Origin of the sequence: Pseudosulfitobacter pseudonitzschiae, from assembly GCF_900129395.1 — a bacterium.
In the GTDB taxonomy this organism is placed as follows: domain Bacteria; phylum Pseudomonadota; class Alphaproteobacteria; order Rhodobacterales; family Rhodobacteraceae; genus Pseudosulfitobacter; species Pseudosulfitobacter pseudonitzschiae.
Genome location: NZ_FQVP01000001.1, coordinates 866,454 through 889,370 on the forward strand (window position 1 = coordinate 866,454; position 22,917 = coordinate 889,370).

21 protein-coding genes and 1 tRNA gene are annotated in these 22,917 nt (G+C 61.1%); 12 read left to right on the forward strand and 10 right to left on the reverse strand.

All coding sequences use genetic code 11. The features are described from left to right. Nucleotides 1–80 precede the first annotated feature (80 nt). Nucleotides 81–494 carry a DUF7282 domain-containing protein gene (locus tag BUC08_RS04205; RefSeq protein ID WP_174861665.1) on the forward strand — a complete coding sequence of 138 codons (414 nt, stop codon included), beginning with the start codon at nt 81–83 and terminating at the stop codon, nt 492–494. A gap of 266 nt (nt 495–760) precedes the next feature. Then, the gene (locus tag BUC08_RS04215) at nt 761–1,975 is read left to right on the forward strand and encodes an NADP-dependent isocitrate dehydrogenase (RefSeq protein ID WP_037920286.1); all 1,215 of its coding nucleotides are present in this window, start codon (nt 761–763) and stop codon (nt 1,973–1,975) included. Nucleotides 1,976–2,066: 91 nt separating this feature from the next. On the opposite strand, the gene BUC08_RS04220 is transcribed toward BUC08_RS04215, so the two are convergent. Together BUC08_RS04220 and BUC08_RS04225 are read right to left on the reverse strand one after the other, a co-directional pair. Continuing rightward, nucleotides 2,067–2,858, reverse strand: a complete 792-nt coding sequence (locus tag BUC08_RS04220) for a class II glutamine amidotransferase (protein WP_037920284.1) — start codon at nt 2,856–2,858, stop codon at nt 2,067–2,069. Nucleotides 2,859–2,861: 3 nt separating this feature from the next. Then, entirely contained in the window at nt 2,862–3,068 is a 207-nt protein-coding gene (locus BUC08_RS04225; protein ID WP_028956634.1) for a DUF6356 family protein, read from the reverse strand. A 114-nt stretch (nt 3,069–3,182) separates the two neighbouring features. On the opposite strand from BUC08_RS04225, the gene BUC08_RS04230 reads away from it, so the two are divergent. The 3 genes from BUC08_RS04230 to typA all read left to right on the forward strand — a co-directional run bounded on the left by BUC08_RS04230 (nt 3,183) and on the right by typA (nt 5,930). Continuing rightward, on the forward strand, nt 3,183–3,641 hold the full coding sequence (locus BUC08_RS04230) for an Lrp/AsnC family transcriptional regulator (protein ID WP_037915374.1): 459 nt from the start codon (nt 3,183–3,185) through the stop codon (nt 3,639–3,641). A 24-nt stretch (nt 3,642–3,665) separates the two neighbouring features. After that, a complete protein-coding gene (locus tag BUC08_RS04235; RefSeq protein WP_174861760.1) occupies nt 3,666–3,995 on the forward strand; it encodes a DMT family transporter in 330 nt (109 codons plus the stop codon). Between the two features lie 117 nt (nt 3,996–4,112). After that, complete coding sequence (gene typA / locus BUC08_RS04240) at nt 4,113–5,930, forward strand: translational GTPase TypA (protein ID WP_037920279.1); 1,818 nt, start codon at nt 4,113–4,115, stop codon at nt 5,928–5,930. Nucleotides 5,931–6,059: 129 nt separating this feature from the next. Here the strand turns inward: typA and BUC08_RS04245 are convergent, their stop codons facing one another. The 3 genes from BUC08_RS04245 to recA form a co-directional block, all read right to left on the reverse strand. Further along, nucleotides 6,060–6,347, reverse strand: a complete 288-nt coding sequence (locus BUC08_RS04245; protein ID WP_037920277.1) for a DUF1330 domain-containing protein — start codon at nt 6,345–6,347, stop codon at nt 6,060–6,062. 1 nt (nt 6,348) lies between these two features. Next, nucleotides 6,349–9,003 carry an alanine--tRNA ligase gene (gene alaS / locus BUC08_RS04250; protein ID WP_037920275.1) on the reverse strand — a complete coding sequence of 885 codons (2,655 nt, stop codon included), beginning with the start codon at nt 9,001–9,003 and terminating at the stop codon, nt 6,349–6,351. 148 nt (nt 9,004–9,151) lie between these two features. Further along, entirely contained in the window at nt 9,152–10,225 is a 1,074-nt protein-coding gene (recA, locus tag BUC08_RS04255) for a recombinase RecA (RefSeq protein ID WP_037920271.1), read from the reverse strand. Nucleotides 10,226–10,425: 200 nt separating this feature from the next. Here recA and BUC08_RS04260 point away from each other — a divergent pair, with 200 nt between their 5' ends. Then, nucleotides 10,426–11,019 (forward strand): hypothetical protein, encoded by a 594-nt coding sequence (locus tag BUC08_RS04260; protein ID WP_037920268.1) that lies wholly within the window; start codon nt 10,426–10,428, stop codon nt 11,017–11,019. 6 nt (nt 11,020–11,025) lie between these two features. Here the strand turns inward: BUC08_RS04260 and BUC08_RS04265 are convergent, their stop codons facing one another. From BUC08_RS04265 to guaB, 3 genes are all read right to left on the reverse strand, one after another. Continuing rightward, on the reverse strand, nt 11,026–13,230 hold the full coding sequence (locus tag BUC08_RS04265; protein WP_081855304.1) for a hybrid sensor histidine kinase/response regulator: 2,205 nt from the start codon (nt 13,228–13,230) through the stop codon (nt 11,026–11,028). Nucleotides 13,231–13,464: 234 nt separating this feature from the next. After that, nucleotides 13,465–14,622: an RsmB/NOP family class I SAM-dependent RNA methyltransferase gene (locus BUC08_RS04270; protein ID WP_037920264.1), complete on the reverse strand. Its 1,158-nt coding sequence runs from the start codon at nt 14,620–14,622 to the stop codon at nt 13,465–13,467. Between the two features lie 128 nt (nt 14,623–14,750). Further along, nucleotides 14,751–16,199 carry an IMP dehydrogenase gene (gene guaB / locus BUC08_RS04275; RefSeq protein ID WP_028956644.1) on the reverse strand — a complete coding sequence of 483 codons (1,449 nt, stop codon included), beginning with the start codon at nt 16,197–16,199 and terminating at the stop codon, nt 14,751–14,753. Between the two features lie 137 nt (nt 16,200–16,336). Here guaB and speB point away from each other — a divergent pair, with 137 nt between their 5' ends. From speB to BUC08_RS04290, 3 genes are all read left to right on the forward strand, one after another. Beyond that, the gene (speB, locus tag BUC08_RS04280; protein ID WP_037920261.1) at nt 16,337–17,293 is read left to right on the forward strand and encodes an agmatinase; all 957 of its coding nucleotides are present in this window, start codon (nt 16,337–16,339) and stop codon (nt 17,291–17,293) included. 198 nt (nt 17,294–17,491) lie between these two features. Then, complete coding sequence (locus tag BUC08_RS04285; protein ID WP_051693937.1) at nt 17,492–19,546, forward strand: ASKHA domain-containing protein; 2,055 nt, start codon at nt 17,492–17,494, stop codon at nt 19,544–19,546. Further along, a complete protein-coding gene (locus tag BUC08_RS04290) occupies nt 19,543–20,379 on the forward strand; it encodes a class I SAM-dependent methyltransferase (RefSeq protein WP_037920257.1) in 837 nt (278 codons plus the stop codon). Before BUC08_RS04285 ends, BUC08_RS04290 begins: the two co-directional genes overlap by 4 nt. Here BUC08_RS04290 and BUC08_RS04295 read toward each other — a convergent pair whose 3' ends face one another. Next, nucleotides 20,380–20,799 carry a hypothetical protein gene (locus tag BUC08_RS04295; RefSeq protein WP_037920255.1) on the reverse strand — a complete coding sequence of 140 codons (420 nt, stop codon included), beginning with the start codon at nt 20,797–20,799 and terminating at the stop codon, nt 20,380–20,382. Nucleotides 20,800–20,862: 63 nt separating this feature from the next. On the opposite strand from BUC08_RS04295, the gene BUC08_RS04300 reads away from it, so the two are divergent. Together BUC08_RS04300 and BUC08_RS24545 are read left to right on the forward strand one after the other, a co-directional pair. After that, a tRNA-Gly gene (locus tag BUC08_RS04300) sits at nt 20,863–20,936 on the forward strand. A 351-nt stretch (nt 20,937–21,287) separates the two neighbouring features. Beyond that, nucleotides 21,288–21,458: a hypothetical protein gene (locus BUC08_RS24545; RefSeq protein ID WP_156024880.1), complete on the forward strand. Its 171-nt coding sequence runs from the start codon at nt 21,288–21,290 to the stop codon at nt 21,456–21,458. A 159-nt stretch (nt 21,459–21,617) separates the two neighbouring features. Here BUC08_RS24545 and BUC08_RS04305 read toward each other — a convergent pair whose 3' ends face one another. After that, nucleotides 21,618–21,848: a hypothetical protein gene (locus BUC08_RS04305; protein ID WP_037920253.1), complete on the reverse strand. Its 231-nt coding sequence runs from the start codon at nt 21,846–21,848 to the stop codon at nt 21,618–21,620. Between the two features lie 565 nt (nt 21,849–22,413). Between BUC08_RS04305 and BUC08_RS24550 the strand changes: the two genes are divergently transcribed. Next, a complete protein-coding gene (locus BUC08_RS24550; protein ID WP_156024879.1) occupies nt 22,414–22,569 on the forward strand; it encodes a hypothetical protein in 156 nt (51 codons plus the stop codon). Nucleotides 22,570–22,917 lie beyond the last annotated feature (348 nt).

Here is a 22,917-nt window from a genome sequence, read left to right on the forward strand (position 1 = left end):
TCCGCGCCCTCTTACGTGACTGCTTGCAAGTGGCACGGAACGAATCCGGCTGCGCATGAACCAACATGAGGATTTTGAAGATGAAAACCGCATTGATCGCACTTGCCCTTTCCGTCTCGGCCACCGGCGTGTTTGCCGCTGCACACGCGATGGCACCCTCTGTCGAAGCCGCTGACCAATCCGTTGAAAACGGGGTTGTTGCAGCTGACAAGGTCGTCGCCGGCGAAAACGGCTGGATGGTGGTGCACCGCACCGATGCCGACATGAAGCCCGGCCCTGTCGTCGGCTATGCGCCGCTGCGCAAGGGGGACAACATGGACGTCGCGGCGATCCTTCAGGAAGAAGTGAAACCCGGCGATATGCTGATGCTGATGGTCCACGGTGAAACCGGCGGCATGAAAGCCGGCGTGTTCGAATACACACTGGGCGCCAAGGAAGACGGCCCCATCAAGATCGAGGACAAGCTGGTGATGCAGGTCATCACGGCCAAGTAAACCCTTAAGGAATGCCAAGGCGCGGTTCATCCGCGCCGATCCGGCAGGTCAAACGCCGCTGTCCCCCCATGACGGCGGCGTTTTTCGTTTTCAGCCCTGCAAACTGCCTGCATGGACAGCACCTGCGCACCGCGCGCGGGCATCCGCCGAGGCTGTTTGAAAACAGGTGCGACAAATCGGTATACATTTGTATACACTCTTTCCGAACGCCCCCTTGTGCGCTAGACCAATGCCAACCCAAAACATCCTTTGAAAAGGAAATGCGCATGAGCAAGATCAAGGTTGAGAACCCCATCGTCGAAATGGATGGCGATGAAATGACCCGCATCATCTGGGAGTTCATCAAGGAAAAGCTGATCCTGCCCTATCTGGACATCGACCTGCTGTATTACGATCTGGGCATCGAAAGCCGCGATGCGACCGACGACCAGATCACCGTGGACGCCGCCGAAAAGACCAAAGAGGTCGGCGTTGCCGTCAAATGCGCGACAATCACGCCCGACGAGGCGCGGGTCGAGGAATTTGGCCTGAAACGCATGTACCGCTCGCCCAACGGCACCATCCGCAACATCCTGGGTGGCGTGATCTTCCGCGAACCGATCATCTGCAAGAACGTTCCGCGCCTTGTGCCCGGCTGGACCCAGCCGATTGTGGTGGGCCGCCACGCCTATGGCGACCAATACCGTGCGACCGACTTCCGCTTTCCCGGCCCCGGCAAGCTGACCATGACCTTTGTCGGTGAAGACGGGGAAACCATCGAAAACGAAGTGTTCGATGCGCCCGCTGCCGGTGTGGCGATGGGCATGTACAACCTGGACGAGTCGATCTACGACTTTGCCCGCGCCTCGCTGAACTACGGCCTGCAACGCGGTTTTCCGGTCTATCTGTCGACCAAGAACACCATTCTCAAGGCCTATGACGGACGCTTCAAGGACATCTTCCAAGAGGTCTATGACGCGGAATTCGCGGACAAGTTCAAAGCCGCCAACATCTGGTACGAACACCGTCTGATTGACGACATGGTCGCCTCGGCGATGAAATGGTCGGGCGGCTATGTCTGGGCCTGCAAGAACTATGACGGTGACGTGCAATCCGACACCGTGGCACAGGGCTTTGGCTCGCTGGGGCTGATGACATCGCTGCTGATGACCCCCGACGGCAAGATCGTCGAGGCCGAAGCCGCCCACGGCACCGTCACCCGCCACTATCGCCAGCACCAGAAGGGTGAGCAGACCTCGACCAACTCGATCGCGTCTATCTTTGCTTGGACCGGCGGGCTGAAACATCGCGGCAAGCTGGACGACAATGCGGCCCTGACCGAATTTGCCAACACGCTGGAAAAGGTCGTGGTGGACACGGTCGAAAGCGGCTTTATGACCAAGGATCTGGCGCTGCTGGTCGGACCGGATCAGGGCTGGCTGACAACGATGGGGTTCCTTGAGAAGGTCGACGAGAACCTGAACGCCGCGTTAAAGGGCTGATTTGCAGATCGGCGGTTTTCACACACACCGGACATCCACCGCGTGAATGTCCGGTGTGTGAACTGCGCAGGCAGTCACAACCGCATATGCCTCAGGCCGCGACCCTCGCAACGTCCGCCATCGGCGTGATCTCCACGCCCGCATCCGAAAACGCCGCCAGATGCCCCGCGGGCAATTCGATCCAACCCGCCTGCCCCAGCTCCGGCGGCTCGGACACCACGAACCACCCCAGGTCATCCGCCCTACGCCGGTAATAGACCGTGGGCGCAATATGGTCGGTCGACGTGCGCAGCACGAAAAGCCGCTGCCCGTCCATCCATGCCGCCGATGACCGCAGGTGCGGCGTGGTGCCATGGGCACGCGACATCGCCTCAAGCCTTGCATGAGCGGTGACCATCGCCACCTCGGGCGCGTCGTCCAGACCTTCGGCAATCGCGTAAAGAAACAACAACTCGCTGTCCGTCGCCCCACGCCGGTATGCATAAAGCGCATCCGAAACGCCCATATCGGCCAGCCTGCGAAACCGGTCAAACCCGCCGACCTGCCCGTTGTGCATGAAACTCCAGCGCCCGCAGGCGAAAGGATGGCAGTTGTTGCGGCTGGTGGCCGATCCGGTCGAGGCGCGCACATGCGCCATGAAGGCGTGGCTTTTGACCGTGCTGCACAGCGCCGCCAGGTTCGGATCGGACCACGCGGGGTAGACATCGCGGTACAGCCCCGGCTCTGCGCGCTCACCGTACCAGGCAACGCCCACACCGTCGCCGTTCAGCGCCGTCTTGCATTCGCTGGCCGCGCGTGACTGGTGCACCAGCGAATGGCCGGGGCTGGTCACCAACCCGTCCATAAAGATTGGTTCGCCCAGATAGGCGGCCCAACGGCACATCCGTCATTGACCCCGGTTGTGGGTCTGCGCATACATTTGCGCAATCATCCGGCTGGCGGTCTTTTCAAACAGACAAGGGATCACCGCGTGGACCAGCGCCGCACCGCCTGCCGCAAACAACCGCACCGCAAAGCGCCCTGCGAACAGCATATGTTCGAAATAGCTTTCATCGACAGTGCGCGGGTGGCTGAGGAAAATGCGTGCGATCATGGGTTTGCTCCTGTTTTTCTGTGCGCAATTTGCCCGTTTTCCGGCTGGAAGAGGTCCCAAATTTAAACCGTCTTGGCGGTTGCATTGGGACATTATCCAAAGTAAACGGGCGGTATGTTGAATTTAGACGACATCGACCGCAATCTGCTGAGTGAACTGCAACGCGATGCAAGCCAATCACTGGATTCGCTCAGCGATACGGTGGGCCTGTCGCGCAATGCCTGCTGGCGGCGCATCCGCCTGATGGAGGACGCAGGCATCATCACCGCGCGCGTCACCCTGGTGGACCCGGCCAAGATCGGCCTGCCGCTGATGGTGTTCATGCAAATCCGCACCGGCAGCCACGATCCCGACTGGCAGGCACGCTTTGCCGCCGCTGCCAAGGCAATCCCGGGTATCCTGAGCGTCTACCGCATGACCGGCGACCTTGATTACCTGGTGCGCGCCCGTGTGGCGGATATGGCGGGCTATGACCGTCTGTACCAACAGTTGATCGCACGCTTGCCCGTGGCGGATATTTCAGCCAGCTTCGTGATGGAAGACATCAAGGACAGCACCGCGCTGCCGCTCTGACCCACGAAGGAAAACACAATGCCCATGCACTACCTCTGGCTGGTGATCGCCATCGTCACCGAAACCATGGGCACCACCGCACTGCAAGCCTCGCAACAGTTTTCGCGGCTTTGGCCGTCGCTGGCCGTGGTCGTATTCTATGGCGCGTCCTTCTATTTCATGGCGCTGGCGCTCAAGGAGATGCCTGTTGGCATCGTCTATGCCATCTGGTCGGGACTGGGGATCGTGCTGATCGCGGGGATTGGATATGTGCTGTTTGGCCAGAAACTGGACCTGCCCGCAGTCGCCGGTCTGGGGCTGATCATCGCGGGGATTCTGGTGATCCACCTGTTTTCCAACAGCGCCCAACACTGATTTACACGCAACTTTGCGGCAACTGTACACCACAAAGGGCCGCAAAACCCTTTTTCACTGGCCTTTGCTGCACCCGCACGGTATGCGCGCGGCAACTTATCCTTAAAGGCTGAACCCATGGAACTGCGCAACATCGCAATCATCGCCCACGTTGACCACGGCAAAACAACACTGGTCGACGAATTGCTGAAACAATCGGGCACCTACCGCGAAAATCAGGCGACCACCGAACGCGCGATGGACAGCAACGATCTGGAACGCGAACGCGGTATCACGATCTTTGCCAAACCCACGTCGGTGGAATGGAAAGGCACGCGGATCAACATCGTTGACACCCCCGGCCACGCCGACTTTGGCGGCGAAGTGGAACGTATCCTGTCGATGGTCGATGGTGTTGTCCTGCTGGTGGACGCCGCCGAAGGCCCCATGCCGCAGACCAAATTCGTGACCTCGAAAGCGTTGAAGCTGGGCTTGCGCCCCATCGTCGTGGTCAACAAGGTCGACAAATCGGATGCCGAGCCGGACCGCGCGCTGGACGAATGCTTTGACCTCTTTGCCAACCTGGATGCGACGGACGAACAGCTGGATTTCCCCACCATGTACGCCTCGGGCCGCAACGGCTGGGCCGATATGGAGCTGGACGGCAAACGCAACGGTCTGGACGCCCTGTTCGACCTGATCCTCAGCCACGTTCCCGCGCCGGCGCAGGTGGCCAATGCCGACAAACCCTTCAGCATGCTGGCAACAACCCTGGGCGGCGATCCGTTCCTGGGCCGCCTGCTGACCGGCCGCATCGAATCCGGCACCGTGAAAGCGGGCCAGACCATCAAGGCGATGTCGCGCGACGGCAAGCTGATCGAAAACTTCCGCTGCACCAAGATCCTGGCCTTCCGTGGTCTGGACCAGACCGCCATCGACGTGGCCGAAGCGGGTGACATCGTGTCGATTGCTGGCATGACCAAGGCAACCGTGGCCGACACGCTGGCCGACGCATCCGTGACCGAAGCGATCCCGGCCCAGCCGATCGACCCGCCCACCATCACCGTCACCTTCGGCATCAACGACAGCCCGCTGGCAGGCCGTGACGGCAAGAAAGTGCAAAGCCGCGTCATCCGTGACCGCCTGCACAAAGAAGCCGAAAGCAACGTCGCCATCAAGATCAGCGACACCCCCGGCGGCGAAGCCTTTGAAGTTGCGGGCCGTGGCGAATTGCAAATGGGCGTTCTGATCGAGAACATGCGCCGCGAAGGTTTTGAACTGTCGATCTCGCGTCCGCAGGTTCTGTTCCGGGACATCGACGGCGTGCGCCATGAACCCATCGAAGAAGCCACCATCGACGTGGATGACGAATACTCTGGCGCGGTCATCGAAAAGATCACCGGCGCGCGCAAGGGCGAACTGGTTGAGATGAAACCCGCAGGCGCAGGCAAGACCCGCATCGTGGCCCATGTGCCATCGCGCGGCCTGATCGGCTATCACGGCGAATTCCTGACCGACACACGCGGCACCGGCGTTCTGAACCGCGTGTTCCACAGCTGGGCACCGCACAAGGGCACCATCCCGGGCCGTCGCGCGGGCGTTCTGATCTCGATGGAAAACGGTGTGTCCGTGTCCTATGCCCTGTGGAAACTGGAAGACCGCGGCAAGTTCTTCATCGGCGCGCAGGAAGCCGTCTACACCGGCATGATCATCGGGGAACACAGCCGTGAAAACGATCTGGAAGTGAACCCGCTGAAGGGCAAACAACTGACCAACGTGCGCGCATCGGGCACCGATGAAGCCGTGCGCCTGACCACGCCGATCACGCTCTCGCTGGAAGAGGCGATTGCCTATATCGACGACGACGAGCTGGTCGAAGTCACGCCCAATGCGATCCGTCTGCGCAAGCGGTATCTGGACTCGCACGAGCGCAAGCGGATGGCGAAATCAGCCTGATTTCAAGACGATAAGATGTGAAAAAGGCGCCCTGATCGGGGCGCCTTCTTTGCTTTGTCCGGTGCGGGGCGCTGCCTCCTTGGCCTGCGGCCAATTCAACCGGGATATTTGGGGCCAAGACCTGGCAGGTTACTCGCTGATTTCGACGATCAGCAGTTCGCGTTCCGATGCACCACGGGCGTGGGACAGCGCCTGTTGGTAGGCGTCCGAGTGATAGCACTCTTCGGCGGCTTCGACCGAAGGAAAGCGTGCCACCACATTGCGCGGGCGTTCCTTGCCCTCAAGCTGCACGAAACGTCCGCCGCGCGCGATGAACGCACCGCCGTGGGCCGCTATCGCAGGGCCTGCCAGCTTGGCGTATTTTCCGTAAGCCTCTTCGTCTGTCACGGTGACGTGGGCGATCCAAAGTGCGGGCATATTATCCTCCGATGACGGCTTTTGCCGCTTTGATGGCTGCATCTGCGTTTGTGGCATCCTTGGCGCCGCCCTGGGCCATGTCGGCGCGGCCACCGCCGCCCTTGCCGCCCAGTTCGGCGACAGCCGCCTTGACCAGATCCACGGCACTGACGGTTTCGACCTTGTCCTTGGTCACACCGGCGGCAACGGCGACTTTACCACCATCATCCGCGATCAACAGAACCGCGCCAGAACCCATGCGCTCTTTGTGTGCGTCGATCAGGGCGGGCAGATCCTTGCCGGTGACGCCGGTCAACACCTGCGCGAGGAAGGCCGTGCCGTTCACGTCTTCGGCCTGTGGCTCGGCCTTGCCGCCGCCGGACATCGCCAGTTCGCGGCGCAACTGCGCCACTTCATTGGCCAGCGCCTTGCGTTCGTCCATCAGGGCGCGCACGCGGTCGGACACTTCGGCAGCAGGTGCTTTCAACGCGTCCGCCACAGCGGCGAGCCGCAAGTCCTGGGCGCGCAGATAAGCGAGCGCCTCGGCCCCGGTCAACGCTTCGATCCGGCGCACGCCTGCGCTGCTGGCGCTGTCGCCCAGGATCACACAAGCGCCGATGTCACCGGTCTGGCGCACATGGGTGCCGCCGCACAGTTCGATCGAATAGGTCTGGCCATCGCCGCCCTTGCCGGTGTCGGCGCGTCCCATCGAAACGACGCGCACCTCGTCGCCGTATTTCTCGCCGAACAGGGCCTGCGCACCGATGGCGCGGGCGTCGTCCGGGGTCATGATGCGCGTTTCGACCGGATCGTTCTGACGGATATAGGTGTTGATCTCGGCCTCGACCTGCGCCAGTTCCTCGGCGCTCAGCGCCTTGGCGTGGCTGAAGTCGAACCGCAGCCGGTCCGCCGCATTGAGCGAACCACGCTGTGCCACGTGATCCCCCAACGCATTGCGCAGGGCCTCGTGCAGCAGGTGGGTCGCCGAGTGGTTGGCACGGATCGACGTGCGCCGCGCGTGATCCACTTCAAGAACGGCAGATTGGCCTTTGTTCAGGCTGCCTTTTTCAACGATGGCGGTGTGGGTGAACACGCCCGCGGTCTTGCGCGTGTCGGTCACACGCGCGGTGCCGCTTTCGGTTCTGATCAGCCCCGTGTCCCCGACCTGTCCGCCGCTTTCGGCATAGAACGGTGTCTGGTTCAGCGCGATCTGCACCGTTTGCCCCTCGGCTGCGGTGTCCACCCGCGCGCCGTCCTGAACCAAGGCCACGATCTGCCCTTCGGCGGTTTCGGTGTCATAGCCCAGGAAGTCGGTGGTGCCAGCGGTATCAGCCACGTCGAACCAAACGGTCGCATCCGCCGCCTCGCCCGAACCGGACCAAGCCGCGCGGGCCTTGGCCTTTTGCTCGGCCATGGCGCTGTCGAACCCTTCGGTGTCAACGCTGCGGCCTTTTTCACGCAGGGCATCCTGCGTCAGGTCCAGCGGAAAGCCAAAGGTGTCGTACAGCTTGAACGCCGCCGCACCGGGCAAGGCAGCCCCCTCGGCCAGACCGGTCAACTCGTCGTCCAGCAGTTTCAGACCACGCTCAAGCGTCTGCTTGAACCGGGTTTCTTCCAGTTCCAGCGTTTCGGTGATCAGCGCCTGCGCGCGCCCCAGTTCAGGGTAAGCCGCGCCCATCTGGCGGACCAGTGCGGGGACCAGTTTGTACATCATCGGGTCCTTGGCCCCCAGCAGATGCGCATGACGCATCGCCCGGCGCATGATCCGCCGCAGCACATAGCCGCGCCCGTCGTTGGACGGCATCACCCCATCTGCGATCAGGAACGAGGTGGACCGCAGGTGGTCGGCGATCACGCGGTGGTGCGTCTTGCCCGGCCCGTCAGGATCGCTGTGCGATACATCGGCGCTGGCCTCGATCAGGCTGCGCATCAGGTCGGTGTCATAGTTGTCATGCTTGCCCTGCAACAACGCGCCGATCCGCTCCAACCCCATGCCGGTGTCGATCGACTGCATGTCCAGCGGCACCATGGAGCCGTCTTCGAACTGTTCGTTCTGCATGAAAACGACGTTCCAGATCTCGATGAACCGGTCGCCGTCTTCCTCGGGCGAGCCCGGAGGGCCACCCCAGATGTGGTCGCCGTGATCATAGAAAATCTCGGTGCAGGGACCGCAAGGACCGGTCGGCCCCATCTGCCAGAAGTTGTCGGCAGTGGGGATGCGAATGATCCGCTCATCGGGCAGGCCCGCGATTTTTTTCCACAGGTTCGCGGCCTCGTCATCGGTGTGATAGACAGTGACCAACAGCCGCTCGGCCGGAATGCCGAACCCTTGCGTCAGCAGCTCCCACGCATAGGTGATCGCTTCTTCCTTGAAATAGTTGCCAAAGCTGAAGTTGCCCATCATCTCGAAGAAGGTGTGATGGCGGGCAGTATAGCCGACATTGTCCAGATCGTTGTGCTTGCCGCCGGCGCGCACGCATTTCTGCGCGGTGGTCGCACGGTTGTAATCGCGCGTCTCGACGCCGGTGAACAGGTTCTTGAACTGGACCATGCCCGAGTTCACGAACATCAGCGTCGGATCGTTGCGCGGAACCAACGGGCTGGACGGGACAATCTGGTGCCCCTGCTTTTCGAAAAAGTTCAGAAATGTGGATCGGATGTCGTTCAACGTGGGCATGTGGTGTGGGCCTTTTTTGGCGCGGAATGTAGCTTTGCGATGGGATACCTGCCGATCTGGCCGCTGTCCACCATGCAAAGCTGGGTCCGCAAACGCACAAGGCGCACCATTTGGCGCGCCTTGCTTTAAATCATAAGGTTCAGAGAGGTTAACCTTCGAGCAGGTCGTCGTCCTTGTCGCCGGGGTGGGCGTTGAAATCCAACCCATGTGCAGCGCGGATCTTGTCCTCAATGTCGATCGCAACGGACGGGTTGTCCTTGAGGAACTGTTTCGAGTTCTCGCGCCCCTGCCCCATGCGTTCGTCGCCATAGCTGAACCAGGCACCGGATTTCTCCACAACGCCTGCTTTCACACCCAGATCCAGCAATTCGCCCATTTTCGAAATGCCTTCGCCGTACATGATGTCGAACTCTACCTGTTTGAACGGCGAGGCGACCTTGTTCTTGACGACTTTGACGCGGGTGGCGTTGCCGACGACCTCGTCGCGGTCCTTGAGCGCGCCGATGCGGCGAATGTCCAGACGCACGGAGGAATAGAATTTCAGCGCATTGCCACCGGTGGTGGTTTCGGGCGAGCCGAACATCACGCCGATTTTCATCCGGATCTGGTTGATAAAGATCACCATGCAGTTGGAGCGGCTGATCGAACCGGTCAGCTTGCGCATGGCCTGGCTCATCAAACGGGCCTGAACGCCGACGCTGCTGTCGCCCATATCGCCCTCAAGCTCGGACTTGGGCGTTAGTGCCGCAACCGAATCGACCACCACCATGTTGACCGCGCCCGAGCGCACCAGCGTATCGGTGATTTCCAGCGCCTGTTCGCCGGTGTCGGGTTGCGAAATCAGCAGCTCGTCGATGTCCACGCCCAGTTTCCGGGCATATTGCGGGTCCAGCGCGTGTTCCGCATCAACAAAGGCGCAGACGCCGCCCGCCTTTTGCTGTTCCGCGATACAGTGCAGGGTCAGCGTGGTTTTGCCCGAGGATTCAGGGCCATAGATCTCGATGATGCGGCCCATCGGCAACCCGCCAATGCCCAATGCGATGTCCAGACCCAGCGAGCCGGTCGAGCTGGCCGTGATATCCTGAACGGCGCCTTCTGCGCCCAGCTTCATGATCGACCCCTTGCCGAATTGCCGTTCGATCTGTGCCAGCGCACTGTCCAGCGCCTTTTGTTTGTCCGCGTTCTTCTTGCTGTCCATTGTCAAAAGATCTGCCGTTGCCATTGTTATCGTCCCTTAGTGTCATACCCCGAAGGGGGCGGCAATCGTTGCCTGTGCTGCGCCGATGTTCCTATTGTGTTCTATATGCGGACAAAATGAGAACATTTCAATCGAAATTTTGCAGTCCCACTTTGTCGCAATAATTGTTAAAGAGTGGTGAACGGTTTGAGATTTGAAAAATGCGCACAGGGGTGTCCGTGTAAATGCTTGTTTTCTTTAAGGAACGTCTGGCCTTTTTGTCGGTCCCCAAAACCGGAACCACTGCATACGAAAGCGCGCTGCGACCGCGGGCGGACATGGTGATTTCGGAACCGCCGATGCTGAAACATGCTCCGGTTTACCGCTACAATCGCTTCGTGCGTCCCATGTTTCTGAAAGTCTGCGACACTGAACTGGACGTGATGGCGGTGATGCGCGAGCCGATCAGCTGGCTGGGTTCGTGGTGGCGCTATCGCCAGCGCCCGTTCATGGCAGGCAAACCCAATGCGACCCACGGGATCAGCTTTGACGACTTTGTGCTGGCCTATATGAAAGGCAAGAAACCGGGCTTTGCCGATGTGGGCAGCCAGTTCAAGTTTCTCGAAGCACAGCCCAACGGGGTCGGCGTGACCCATCTGTTCCGCTACGAGGATCAGCCGCGCTTGCAGGCGTTTTTGTCAGAGCGGCTGGATGTGACCCTGAACCTGGCCCGCGAAAACGTATCCCCCGAAATGCCGCTGAACCTCTCGCCTGAAATCGCGGGGCGGTTCCGGCGCAAGTTCGCAGAAGAATTCGACCTTTACGAAAGCATCGCCTGACCCACGTCAGTGCAATTGCTTGTGCACCGTCTCGGTCAGTTCGTTCAGCGAAAACGGCTTGGGCAGGAAGACCGAATTCGGAATTGCCGCCTGGTCGTTGTTCAGCCGGTCCTCGGCATAGCCCGACACAAAAACCACCCGCACTTCAGGTCGTGATTTCAATGCCTCGCGCACCCAGCTGGGACCGTCCTTGCCCGGCATGACCACATCCGTGACAAACAGGTCCACGTTCAGCTCCGTGTCTTCCAGCGTTTTCAACGCCGCCTCGGCACAGTCTGCTTCCAGCACCGTATAGCCGCGCAATCGCAGCGCACGGCTGGCAAAGGCGCGCACCGGTGCTTCGTCTTCGACCAGCAGGATCACGCCGTCGCCATGGCTTGGCGCCTGCAAGGTCGCTGGTACGGTGGCTTTAACTGCGGGCATGGATGCGCCTTCCAGCACGGGGAACAACAACGAGAAACATGTGCCCTTGCCTTCGGTGCTGTCGACAAAGATGAACCCGCCAGTCTGCTTCACGATACCATAGGCTGTCGACAAGCCCAAGCCAGTACCCTCCCCGGTGCGTTTCGTGGTGAAAAACGGTTCAAAGACCTTTTGCAGCTTGTCAGGTGCAATGCCTGTCCCCTGATCGACCACGCGCACGGTCACATATTGCCCTTCCGGCACTGTCACACGGTCACGTTGCATGGGCTTTGTCAGGGTCGTGCATTCGGTTTCGATGCGGATCTCGCCCCCGTCCGGCATCGCATCGCGTGCGTTGACCACGAGGTTCATCAACACCTGTTCCAACTGGCGCTTGTCTGCCCGGATGGACTGCAACAGCGGATCGTGGCTCAGCGTCAGCGTCACCTTTTCCCCCACGAGGCGGTTCAACAGATGGGTCAGATCCGACAGCGTGTCGCGCATGTCCAGCATTTCGGGCCGCAGGGTCTGCTTGCGCGAAAAGGCCAACAGCTGCCCCACCAATGCCGCCGCCCGATTGGCGTTCTGGTTGATCTGTACAAGATCGCCATAATCGGAATCGCCCTGATCGTGGCGCAACAACAACAGGTCGCAATGCCCTGAAATCGCGGTCAGCAGGTTGTTGAAGTCATGTGCCACGCCCCCCGCCAACTGGCCGATGGCCTGCATCTTCTGGCTCTGCACAAATTGCGCTTCAAGCGTTTTCAGCTCGGTCGCGTCGGTCAGAACCGCGATCACGCTGGCGATACCGTTTTCGGTGACACGGTTCAGGGTGACCTGAACGAACATTTCCTTGTCCGGGCGTTTCAGGCGCAGGAATTCAGAATGCTGAACCGCCCTGCCCGCGAGTGTTTCCGCCAGCCAGTCGGTGATCGGCCGCCCCAGCCCTTCCATCAGCGCGCCAACATGCACACCCTCTGCGATGCCGGACCCGACAAGCGCTGCCGCAGACCGGTTGTGGGCTTGTACGCGACCGTCCGGGGTGATCAGAACCAGAGGCACCGGCAATGTCTCGAACGCACCCCAGCTGTCCGCAGGCGTTTGCGCCGTTTGCGCCATCGGCAGCAGGTAGACCGCGCGCCGGCCCGCGCCGCTGTCCACTTCGGTCACCAGACACCGCAATGTGCCCTCCTCCGTCGACAGCTCTGCCACCTCGCCCGAGACGGGCAGACCGGCGGGGAACAGGCGGTCCAGCGTCTTGGCCCGGTGGCCGATCAAACTCCGCGCGCCGTCGTTCATGTACAGGATCGCCCCGGAGCGGCCGACCATCAGCATCGGCAACCCCGGACCATCCGGGCCGCGCGCCATGCCGCGTTCAGCCAGGGTTTCCAGACGCCACAAATAGGCGTCCGACCCCATGACATGAACCGCCAGGCGCAGGTGGTTCTTGCGGGTCGCGATATCCTCGCGCGCCGCCCCTTCGGCGTCGGCGGTGGTTTTCAGGCGGTGGATAATGCCGCCGGGGTTGGCAAATGTATCGCGCAGCACCGCCGCCAGCGTGTCACCGGCCCCACGGGCATAGCGCGCACGCGCAGCCGCATTCATCGACAGAATCTTCCCGTCTGCATCGGTCACAAGGCTGAGTGCCGCGTCCTTTTCAATAAAGTCGGACATCACGGCAAAGGCCATGTTACGGCGGCGTTTCTGGCGGTGACTAATCCCAAGCATAATCCCCGACAGGGCAAGCACAGTGGTCGCAGATGCCGCAAGCCCCAGTTGCACCACCCCTGCAGGCGCCATGACGGCCATCACGCCCAGCAGCGCGATCGCGATCACCAAGGCCCGCAGACGCGTTACACCCAATTCCGAAATGCGCCCCAAAGGCCCCGTGGTCAGTGCACTGTCCGGCAAAACATCACCTTAATCTCGAATCGTCTCCGCGAGTGTCGCGCGAAAAGGATTAACTGCAGATTAACTGCCCCGAGATATCAGATGAAAACCGGCGCCTCACCGCCTTTCGTCCTATGGTTGTGTAAGTGGCGTCTAGGCCCGGGTCAAGTGTGCGGTGAAAAACCCGTCACCCTCGGCACTGATGTCCCAACGTTTTTGCAGATCGCACGTCCAGCCGGAATGCCGTTCCAGAAACGCCGCAACCCGATCCTCGTTCTCGCATTTCAGAACCGAACAGGTGACGTAAACCAGCGTGCCGCCGGTCGCCAGATGGGTCATGGCAGTGTCCAGAATTTCATCCTGAATGCTGTTCAACTCGTCCAGACGTTCCTGGGTCAGCGCCCATTTGCCTTCGGGACTGCGCCGCCATGCTCCGCTGCCGGAACAGGGCGCATCGCACAGAACCACATCGAATTTTTCTTTTTCGGGCAGCTGATCGGGGGCCACCACGCGGATCTGAACAGCGGCGCGTTCGGCACGGTCGGGGATGTCGGCCATGCGGCCCGGTGCGATGTCATGCGCCCACACGATAAAGCCGCGCGCGGCCAGCGCCAGCGCCTTGCCGCCGCCACCGGCGCAATAATCCAGCGCGCGCGTGCCACCGGGAATCGCATCGACAACCGCTTGGCTCGCCGCGTCCTGCATTTCGATCCAGCCGTCGATATAGGCCTGCGACTGGCGGACGCGGCGCGGATTGGACAGGACGGTCAACGCGGTGGGGCTGAGGCTGTTGGCCTCGGCCAGCACCTGTTCGCTTTCCAGCGCCGAGACCACGTCGTCCACCGAACACAGGCGGGTGTTCACACGCAGGGTGATCGGCGCGCGGTCCTGCGCGATCAGTGCCGTCACTTCGGCAGCGTCGCCCAAGGCAGCCTGCCATTGTGGCAACAGCCATTCGGGCAGGTTCCAGCGGTCGCCGATCTCGGTCGGGGGGCCCCCTGCCTGGTGTTCCTCTTCTGTCAGCGGCGCAGGCGCGTGGCCTGCGTCGTCAAACAGCGCCTCGATGTCTGCGCCTTCGGCCCGCAGCCGTCCGATCATGCGCGCACGACCGTCTTCGCCGCCGCCCAGCACCGCATCGCTGCGCCAGGTGCGCAGGGCGGCAAAGACCAGATCACGCACCGCGGCGCGGTCCTTGGACCCGGCAAAGCGGCTGCTCCGCGCCCATCGGGTCAGCGCCTGTTCGGCGGCCTGACCGGCCAGGATATCGTCGATGATCTCGATCGACGCGGCGACCCGCGCACCGGGCGTCATGGGTGGCACCTCAGGTTAAGAGTGTCGATCAAGATCATGAAATATATATCCAATTTTTAGAATTCAGCGCAACACCCCAACGGCATCGCTCGGGCGCGCCGACCCTGCAAAGAGGTCGGCGCAGATGTTCAGCCCACGCGGTAGTTGGGGCTTTCGCGGGTGATCTGTACGTCGTGCACATGGCTTTCCGACAGACCCGCGTTGGTGATTTTGACAAAGGTGCAGTTCTTGCGCATCTCGGCCACGGTGGCGCAGCCGGTATAGCCCATCGCCGCGCGCAAACCGCCCACCAGCTGGTGGATCACGGCGTTGGCGCTGCCTTTGTAGGGCACCTGACCTTCGATGCCTTCTGGCACCAGCTTGTCACTCGCCGCGTCCTTCTGGAAATAGCGGTCGGCAGAGCCGCGGGCCATGGCGCCCAGCGATCCCATGCCGCGATAGCCTTTAAAGCTGCGGCCTTGGTACAGGATCACCTCGCCGGGGGATTCGTCCGTGCCGGCAACCATGCTGCCCACCATGGCACAGGATGCGCCTGCGGCAATCGCCTTGGCAAAATCGCCCGAGAACTTGATGCCACCGTCGGCAATGATCGGCACGTCGCCTGCCGCCGCCGCGCAGTCCATGATGGCGGTCAGTTGCGGCACACCGACACCGGCGACCATGCGTGTGGTGCAGATGGACCCGGGGCCGATGCCCACCTTGACCGCGTCGGCACCCGCATCGATCAGCGCGCGCACAGCGGCCCCCGTGGCCACGTTGCCCGCCACGACCTGCACCTTGTTCGACAGTTGCTTGACCCGGCGCACAGCTTCGGCGACGCCTTCGGAATGTCCGTGTGCGGTGTCGATCACGATCATGTCGGCACCCGCATCAATCAGCGCTTCCGAGCGCTCAAAGCCTGCGTCGCCCACGGTGGTGGCCGCAGCCACCCGCAAACGGCCCAGCTCGTCCTTGCAGGCGGTGGGGTTCAGAACGGCCTGTTCCGTATCCTTCAGCGTCAGCAGGCCAGTCAGCTTGCCCTTGCCGTCGGTCACCAGAAGCTTTTCGATACGGCGCGCCTTCATCAGGCTGATCGCCTCGTCGCGGTCGGCAGGCTCTTGCAAAATCGCCAGGTTGTCCGAAGTCATCATCACCCGCACCGGCGTGTTGTCATCACTGGCAAAGCGCATGTCGCGGTTGGTCACGATCCCCACGACGCGGCCTGTTTCGTCCACCACCGGAAAACCCGACACGCGGTAGCGTTCTTGCAGGTCCTTGGCATCTGCCAGGGTCTGATCGGCGCGCAGGGTGATCGGGTTGTAGACGATTCCGCTTTCGAAACGTTTGACCCGTCGCACTTCTTTCGACTGGGCCTCGATGTCCAGATTGCGGTGGACCACGCCGATCCCGCCCGCCTGTGCCATGGCAATCGCCATGCGGCTTTCGGTCACTGTGTCCATCGCCGAGCTGAGCAGCGGAATGTTCATTGCAATCGACTGGGTCACCCACGTGCGCGTGTCAGCGGTGCTGGGCAGCACGCTGGACGCAGCCGGAACCAGCAAAACATCATCAAAGGTAAGAGCCTCGCGAATCTCCATGTCACACCTCGCATCGGAGTTACGGTTGGCAATTTCCTATTTCACGGGATGGGCAGGAAGAAAAGGGCAAATGGCCGATTGCATGGCGGCTATGCCTGCGTAAACCTGCGCGGGACAGCGCGAACCGGAGCACCCTCATGGCCAATTCATATGACAGCGGACGGCTGGACCTGCCCTTTGTCGGCATCTCGACCTTTGGCAAGCGCCCCTATCAGCCGGATTGGAATGCGCTTGAGGCCGACGTGGCGATTCTGGGCGCGCCCTTTGATGCAGGCACGCAATGGCGGGCCGGTGCGCGGTTCGGGCCGCGCGGCGTGCGCGAGGCATCGACGCTGTTCAGCTTTGGCCACGCAGGGGCCTATGACCACGAGGACGACGTGACCTACCTGCCCGCCTCGGTGCGCATCGTGGATATGGGCGACGCTGACATCATCCACACCGACACCGAAGGCAGCCACGCCAATATCGAGGCGGGCGTGCGCGCAGCACTCAGGGCCGGCGCCCTTCCCGTGGTGATCGGCGGCGACCATTCGGTCAACATTCCGTGCATCCGCGCCTTTGACGATCAGGGCGATATTCACATCCTGCAAATCGACGCGCATCTGGATTTTGTCGATGAACGCCACGGCGTGCGCCACGGCCACGGCAATCCGATGCGCCGCGCCGCCGAACAGCCCTATGTGACGGGGCTGACACAGGTGGGCATCCGCAACGTGTCCTCCACCGCGCGCGAAGGCTATGCCGACGCTCGCGCCATGGGATCGGACATCATCTCGGTGCGGCAGGCCCGCGAACTGGGCACGCAGGCGTTGCTGGCCCGCATACCAGTCGGCGCACGGATCTACATCACGTTGGATATCGACGCCTTTTGCCCGTCGATTGCGCCCGGAACAGGAACGCCCAGCCACGGCGGCTTTCTGTATTACGAGGTGTTGGAACTGTTGCAGGGCGTGGCGCAGGGGGACGAGATCGTAGGCATTGATCTGGTCGAGGTGGCGCCGGACTATGATCCGACAGGATCGACCACGGTGCTGGCGGCACAGGTGCTGTTGAACCTGCTGGGGTTCGTCTTTCATGCGCGTGGTGCGGAATAACCCAAAAGCGCCAAGGCTCCGGCCCAAAACAGAATGCACAACAGGCAGCGCCTGGCCCCGGTCGCACCCAAACCATCGCGCGATCAATCCCCTCAGCCTCGTCCAAATGACGCCATCAACCCGGTTTTTGCCGCTCTATGCCTTTCGCTTCCCTGCCAAACCCCTATGTTCGCGACAACAGACAGGCAAGGCATGTTCATGAACACCGATCCCTCCCAAGACCCCCTCGTCGTTTTCACCCCCTCGGGCAAGCGCGGACGCTTTCCCAAAGGCACCCCGATCCTGACCGCCGCACGCCAGTTGGGCGTCGATCTGGACAGTGTCTGCGGCGGGCGCGGGATTTGCAGCAAATGCCAGATCAGCCCCGGCTATGGCCAGTTTTCGAAACACGGCGTCACCGTGCACGCCGACGCGCTCAGCGAATGGAACAGCGTCGAGGAACGCTATAAATCCAAACGTGGCATGCTGGATGGCCGCCGCTTGGGCTGTCAGGCCATGGTGCAGGGTGATGTCGTGATCGACGTGCCCCCCGAAAGCCAGGTTCACAAACAGGTCGTGCGCAAACGCGCCGAGGCGCGCGACATCACCATGAACCCGTCGACCAAACTGTATTACGTCGAGGTTCAGCAACCCGACATGCATGACCCCTCGGGCGATCTGGAACGGCTGCGCGACGCCCTGCGCGAACAATGGGCGTTGGAGAACGTGCACGCCGACCTGCACATCCTGCAAACCATGCAGCCGATCCTGCGCAAGGGCGACTGGAAGGTCACCGTCGCCGTCCATCTGGGCGACCGCGAAAACGCGCCGCGCATCATGCACATCTGGCCCGGTTACTACGAAGGGTCGGTGTACGGGCTGGCCGTCGATCTGGGCTCGACCACCATCGCCGCCCACCTGTGCGACCTGCAATCGGGGTTGGTCGTGGCCTCGTCCGGTATCATGAACCCGCAGATCCGCTTTGGCGAAGACCTGATGAGCCGCGTCAGCTATTCGATGATGAACGCCAACGGCGCGCAGGAAATGACCGCCGCCGTGCGCGAGGGCATGAACGCGCTGTTCACCCAGATCAGCACCGAGGCGCATATCGACAAGGCGCTGATCGTGGACGCGGTCTTTGTCTGCAACCCGGTGATGCACCACCTGTTCCTGGGCATCGATCCGTTCGAGCTGGGTCAGGCGCCCTTTGCGCTGGCCACATCCAACGCGCTGCGGCTGCGAGCGGACGACCTGCACCTGAACATCCACCCCTCGGCACGGGTCTATCTGTTGCCCTGCATCGCGGGCCACGTGGGCGCGGATGCCGCCGCCGTCGCCCTGTCAGAGGCACCGGACAAGTCCGAAGACCTGGTTCTGGTGGTCGACGTGGGCACCAACGCGGAAATCCTGCTGGGCAACCGCGAAAAGGTGCTGGCCTGTTCCTCGCCCACCGGCCCCGCCTTCGAGGGCGCACAAATCAGCAGCGGCCAGCGCGCCGCCCCCGGTGCCATCGAGCGGGTCGAGATCGACCCCGTCACCAAGGAACCGCGCTTCCGCGTCATCGGCTGCGAGCTGTGGTCGGACGAAGACGGTTTTGACGAGGCCATCGCCGATTCCGGCGTCACCGGCATCTGCGGCTCGGGCATCATCGAGATGGTGGCCGAAATGCGCATGGCGGGCATCGTCGACGCGCCCGGCCTGATCGGAAACCCCGAACAGACCGGCACAGACCGCTGCATCCTGGACGGGCGCACCTATTCCTACCTGGTCTATGACGCCACCGACCGGGGCGGCCCGCGCATCACCGTGACCAACCGCGACGTGCGTGAAATCCAGATGGCCAAGGCGGCGCTCTATTCCGGTGCGCGCCTGCTGATGGACAAGTTCGGCGTCGACAAGGTGGACCGCATCGTGCTGGCCGGTGCGTTTGGCGCGCATATCTCGCCGAAACACGCCATGGTGCTGGGCATGATCCCCGATGCGCCCCTGGACAAGGTCACATCGGCCGGCAACGCCGCAGGCACCGGCGCGCGCATTGCCCTGCTGAACCGCGAGGCCCGGATGGAGATCGAGGAAACCGTGCGCGCGATCCACAAGGTTGAAACCGCCATCGAACCCCGCTTTCAAGAGCATTTCGTGAACGCCAGCGCGATGCCCAATTCGGTCGAGCCGTTCCCGATCCTGAATTCCATCGTCCATCTGCCCACGGCCACTTTCAACACCGGCGGCGGCGACAAGACGGATGGAGGGCGCCGCAGGCGCAGACGCGGATGAGCGACAATTCGGCTCAGGCAGAATTCTGGGCGTCCGAATCCGGGCGTAACTGGGTCAGGCACCAGCGCGGGCTGGATACGATCATGGCGCCGGTTCTGGACGCGGTCCTGGAACACGCGGCCTTGCAAGCCGGTGAGACGGTGCTGGACATCGGCTGTGGCACCGGGGCGGCTACCCTGCGGGCGGCACAGGCTGTGGGATCGCAGGGCGCCGTTCATGGCTATGACATCTCGCCGGTCCTGCTGGAACTGGCGGCCAAGCGCACCGCGGACCTGCCGCAGGTCACGCTGACTCAAGCCGATGCCCAGACCCATGTCTTTGCCAAGGGCAAGGCCGATGCTCTGATCTCGCGTTTTGGCGTGATGTTCTTTGCCGATACGACCGCCGCCTTTGCCAACCTCGCCCGCGCCCTGCGGCCCGGTGGGCGTATGGTCATGGCGGCCTGGGGGCCTGCGCATCTGAACCCGTGGTTCATGGACCCCGCCCGCGTGGCCAGCGGCCGCCTGGGCACCCCGCCAAAGGTGGACCGCACCCTGCCCGGCCCCTTTGCTTTTGAGGATGCGGACCGCGTGACCCGCCTGCTGGGCGCCGCCGGCCTGAACGCAACGGTGACACCGGTGGATCTGCGTCTGGGCGCACTGGACACGCTCGACGCGCTGGCCGAGCAAAGCTGCCATATCGGCCCGGCGGTGGGCATCATGCGCGATTTCAACGCCACCGACGCCGACCGCACTGCAATCCGCGACGGCATCGCACAGGCGTTTTCGGCCTATGACACGGACACCGGCGTGCGCGTGCCTGCCCGCATCAACCTGATCACCGCGCGGGTCTGATCAGTCGTTCCACGCTTCCCACAGCGCGCGCTCTTCCTCGGCAATGGCGTCGCGCACCATCTTGTGCGGCGCATCCATATGGGCGCAGTTGCCGCGCGCACGGTCGATCAGCGTTTTCATGCGCCGTTTGGTGCCATCAAAGGGCGCGGAAAACGCATCCGCCACAGCCGCCTGAACAGCCTCGCGCATTTCCTCCTCTGACAGACGCGCAGGCTTGGGAAGGACCGAGACCGCCACGGGGTCAGGCGCAGTGGCACGATAGCCCGTCAGCTCGGCAAAGCGGTCCTCGAAGGCGGCATAGGCATCTGCATCCGCCCCCATCAGATCGCGCATCCCCTGCATGTACAGAACCGCAGGCTTGCCCCCCGGATAGCCCTGGATCAAATCATCGGCCAATGCTGCGGCCTCGTCTTCGGTCATGTCCAACCTTTCATAAATCGCGATTGACGCCCCCAAGGCCACCCGTTATCTGTCCAGCCTGCGGCGGGTATGGTGAAAAGGTATCACGGCAGCTTCCCAAGCTTTAGTTACGAGTTCGATTCTCGTTACCCGCTCCAAATATAATTCCAAAAAAATACCATAAAATCAAGATACTTAAGCCTCCCGGACTTGTTATCTCATACCATATTTTCGATATACGTGGTGGGAAAAATCGGGAACGTCTGGGGTGGTTTTGGAAGACGAGTCCCAGACTTTCACCCAGACCAAGTGAGCCTTCCTCAAGGTGAAGTCGAGGGCATCACAAATTCATGTATTCCGTGGATCTGTCTACCCAAAATGGAATCCGAACCAGATGCGAAGTCGGTTCCCTGACGCAGATAGCAGCACTTAAAGTGGCGATGTCTCCTAAATCGTTAATCTTTTGATAACGATTTTCATGAAGATTAGCGTCCTCAACGGAGGACAACATGACTGAAGCGAATCGAACAAAGATGCTTGAGCGAGCTTTGATCAAGTACATCGAGATGTATGGGTTTATCGATGAGGCCCGCGTTTACTTTGAGCTGACTGCCGAGCCGGAACAACGCACCATGAAGCAAGCTATGTTCGATTTGTTCAGGCGTCGAAACGCCACTTAGAATAAATCACTTCAAACTTTTTTATTCATTGGGAAGGGTCCCTACAGTCTCCATCAGACATCATTGATGGAGCTAAGTTATGGTGCCTGCCCTGCAAAAGCGGCCGAGTGATCTGGTGGACTGGATCACATTGTGGATTGCCGCTTCACCTAACCTTGGCTATTTCGGTCGGCTAGCAACAGGACGCTTGTCCATCTTTGCTTTGAACTCGATGATAGCGCAAAGGTCTCTCAAGGTCAGCTTGCCATAGATCGTCAGAGTTAGCTTGTCCTCGTTCTCGGCCCAGTCCAATTGGCACCCAACGAGAGCAGAATTTGCCGCATCAAATTTTTCTCGTGCCGCTGCCCGCTTTCGCTCTTGCAGTTGCCTAAATTGATCAAATCCAGTCATCTGCGGTATCCTCCCAATTGCTTGACGTAAAAATACCAACATAACACGGCTGAATTCCAGTTTGTGTCAAGCTTATGAACTCAGCGAAGCGATTTGGAACTAAGAAGGCATGACGTTGTCCCCTCCGCGCTGCACGTATCAAAGCGCTCGCATCAGGCCACCAGTCGGCAGCGTCAGAACCAACTCGAAGTTAGTTTAGCACAGCCCGCATCATGCGCCCGAACCACGGCAGCCCCAGCCCGCCCTACTGCATCAGGCGTCAACGGATCGGGAAGCACCTCGGCCAACCGCTCGATGGTGCCCGTGTATTCCAGTCCGCCGAAAGCGGCATCACTTGTACCGACCGCGCAACTGGACAGTCCTCCGTAAAATAGCAGATTAAGACGTCATTTTGGGGAAACACATACCACTGTCCTCCAGCATATTCAGGTGTCCCTGAATGCGCACGCACCAGCGGTGGCTATTCGCGAACTTATGCCAGCGCTTTGTGGAGATATATCGAATCAACAAAAATTGAGTTATGGTAGTTGCTGTTGTCAACGGTCTAAATCTTGGGGAGGAGATTATGCCAAATGTTATCGATGGAAAATCTTCGGATTTTGATCGACATAAACCACAGCCCAAAAGAAGATTTCGCCGCATCTGGGTCTTTTGGGCAGCTGTGGCATTGCTGTGGGTCATTGCTGCTCAGCAAGTCGCGATGAAGGCGCTTAGCGGTTAAGCCACCCCAGTCCAACCCGCATACTGAACAATCGTGTCCGCACCAACGGATCGACAACTGGTGCACCGAGCACGCTCGCGGATCGTGGACAAAGGCAAGTCTGCGCCGAACCGCGCAATCGCGTCATCGCGGTTAAGCCACAAACGCCCGTCGCAGCGTGGGGTCTTGCAATAAACAACCAGCGATAGACCTACCTGCAGATCCGCAATGACCATGCCGCCCTCCGGTGAAACCGGAACAGATGTAGAACAACTGCCAAATGTCGTCACGCACAAAAAAACCCGACCGAATGAACGGTCGGGAAATAGGGAAGATTCAGGTAGCTTATTCAGTGATGATGAAACTTTT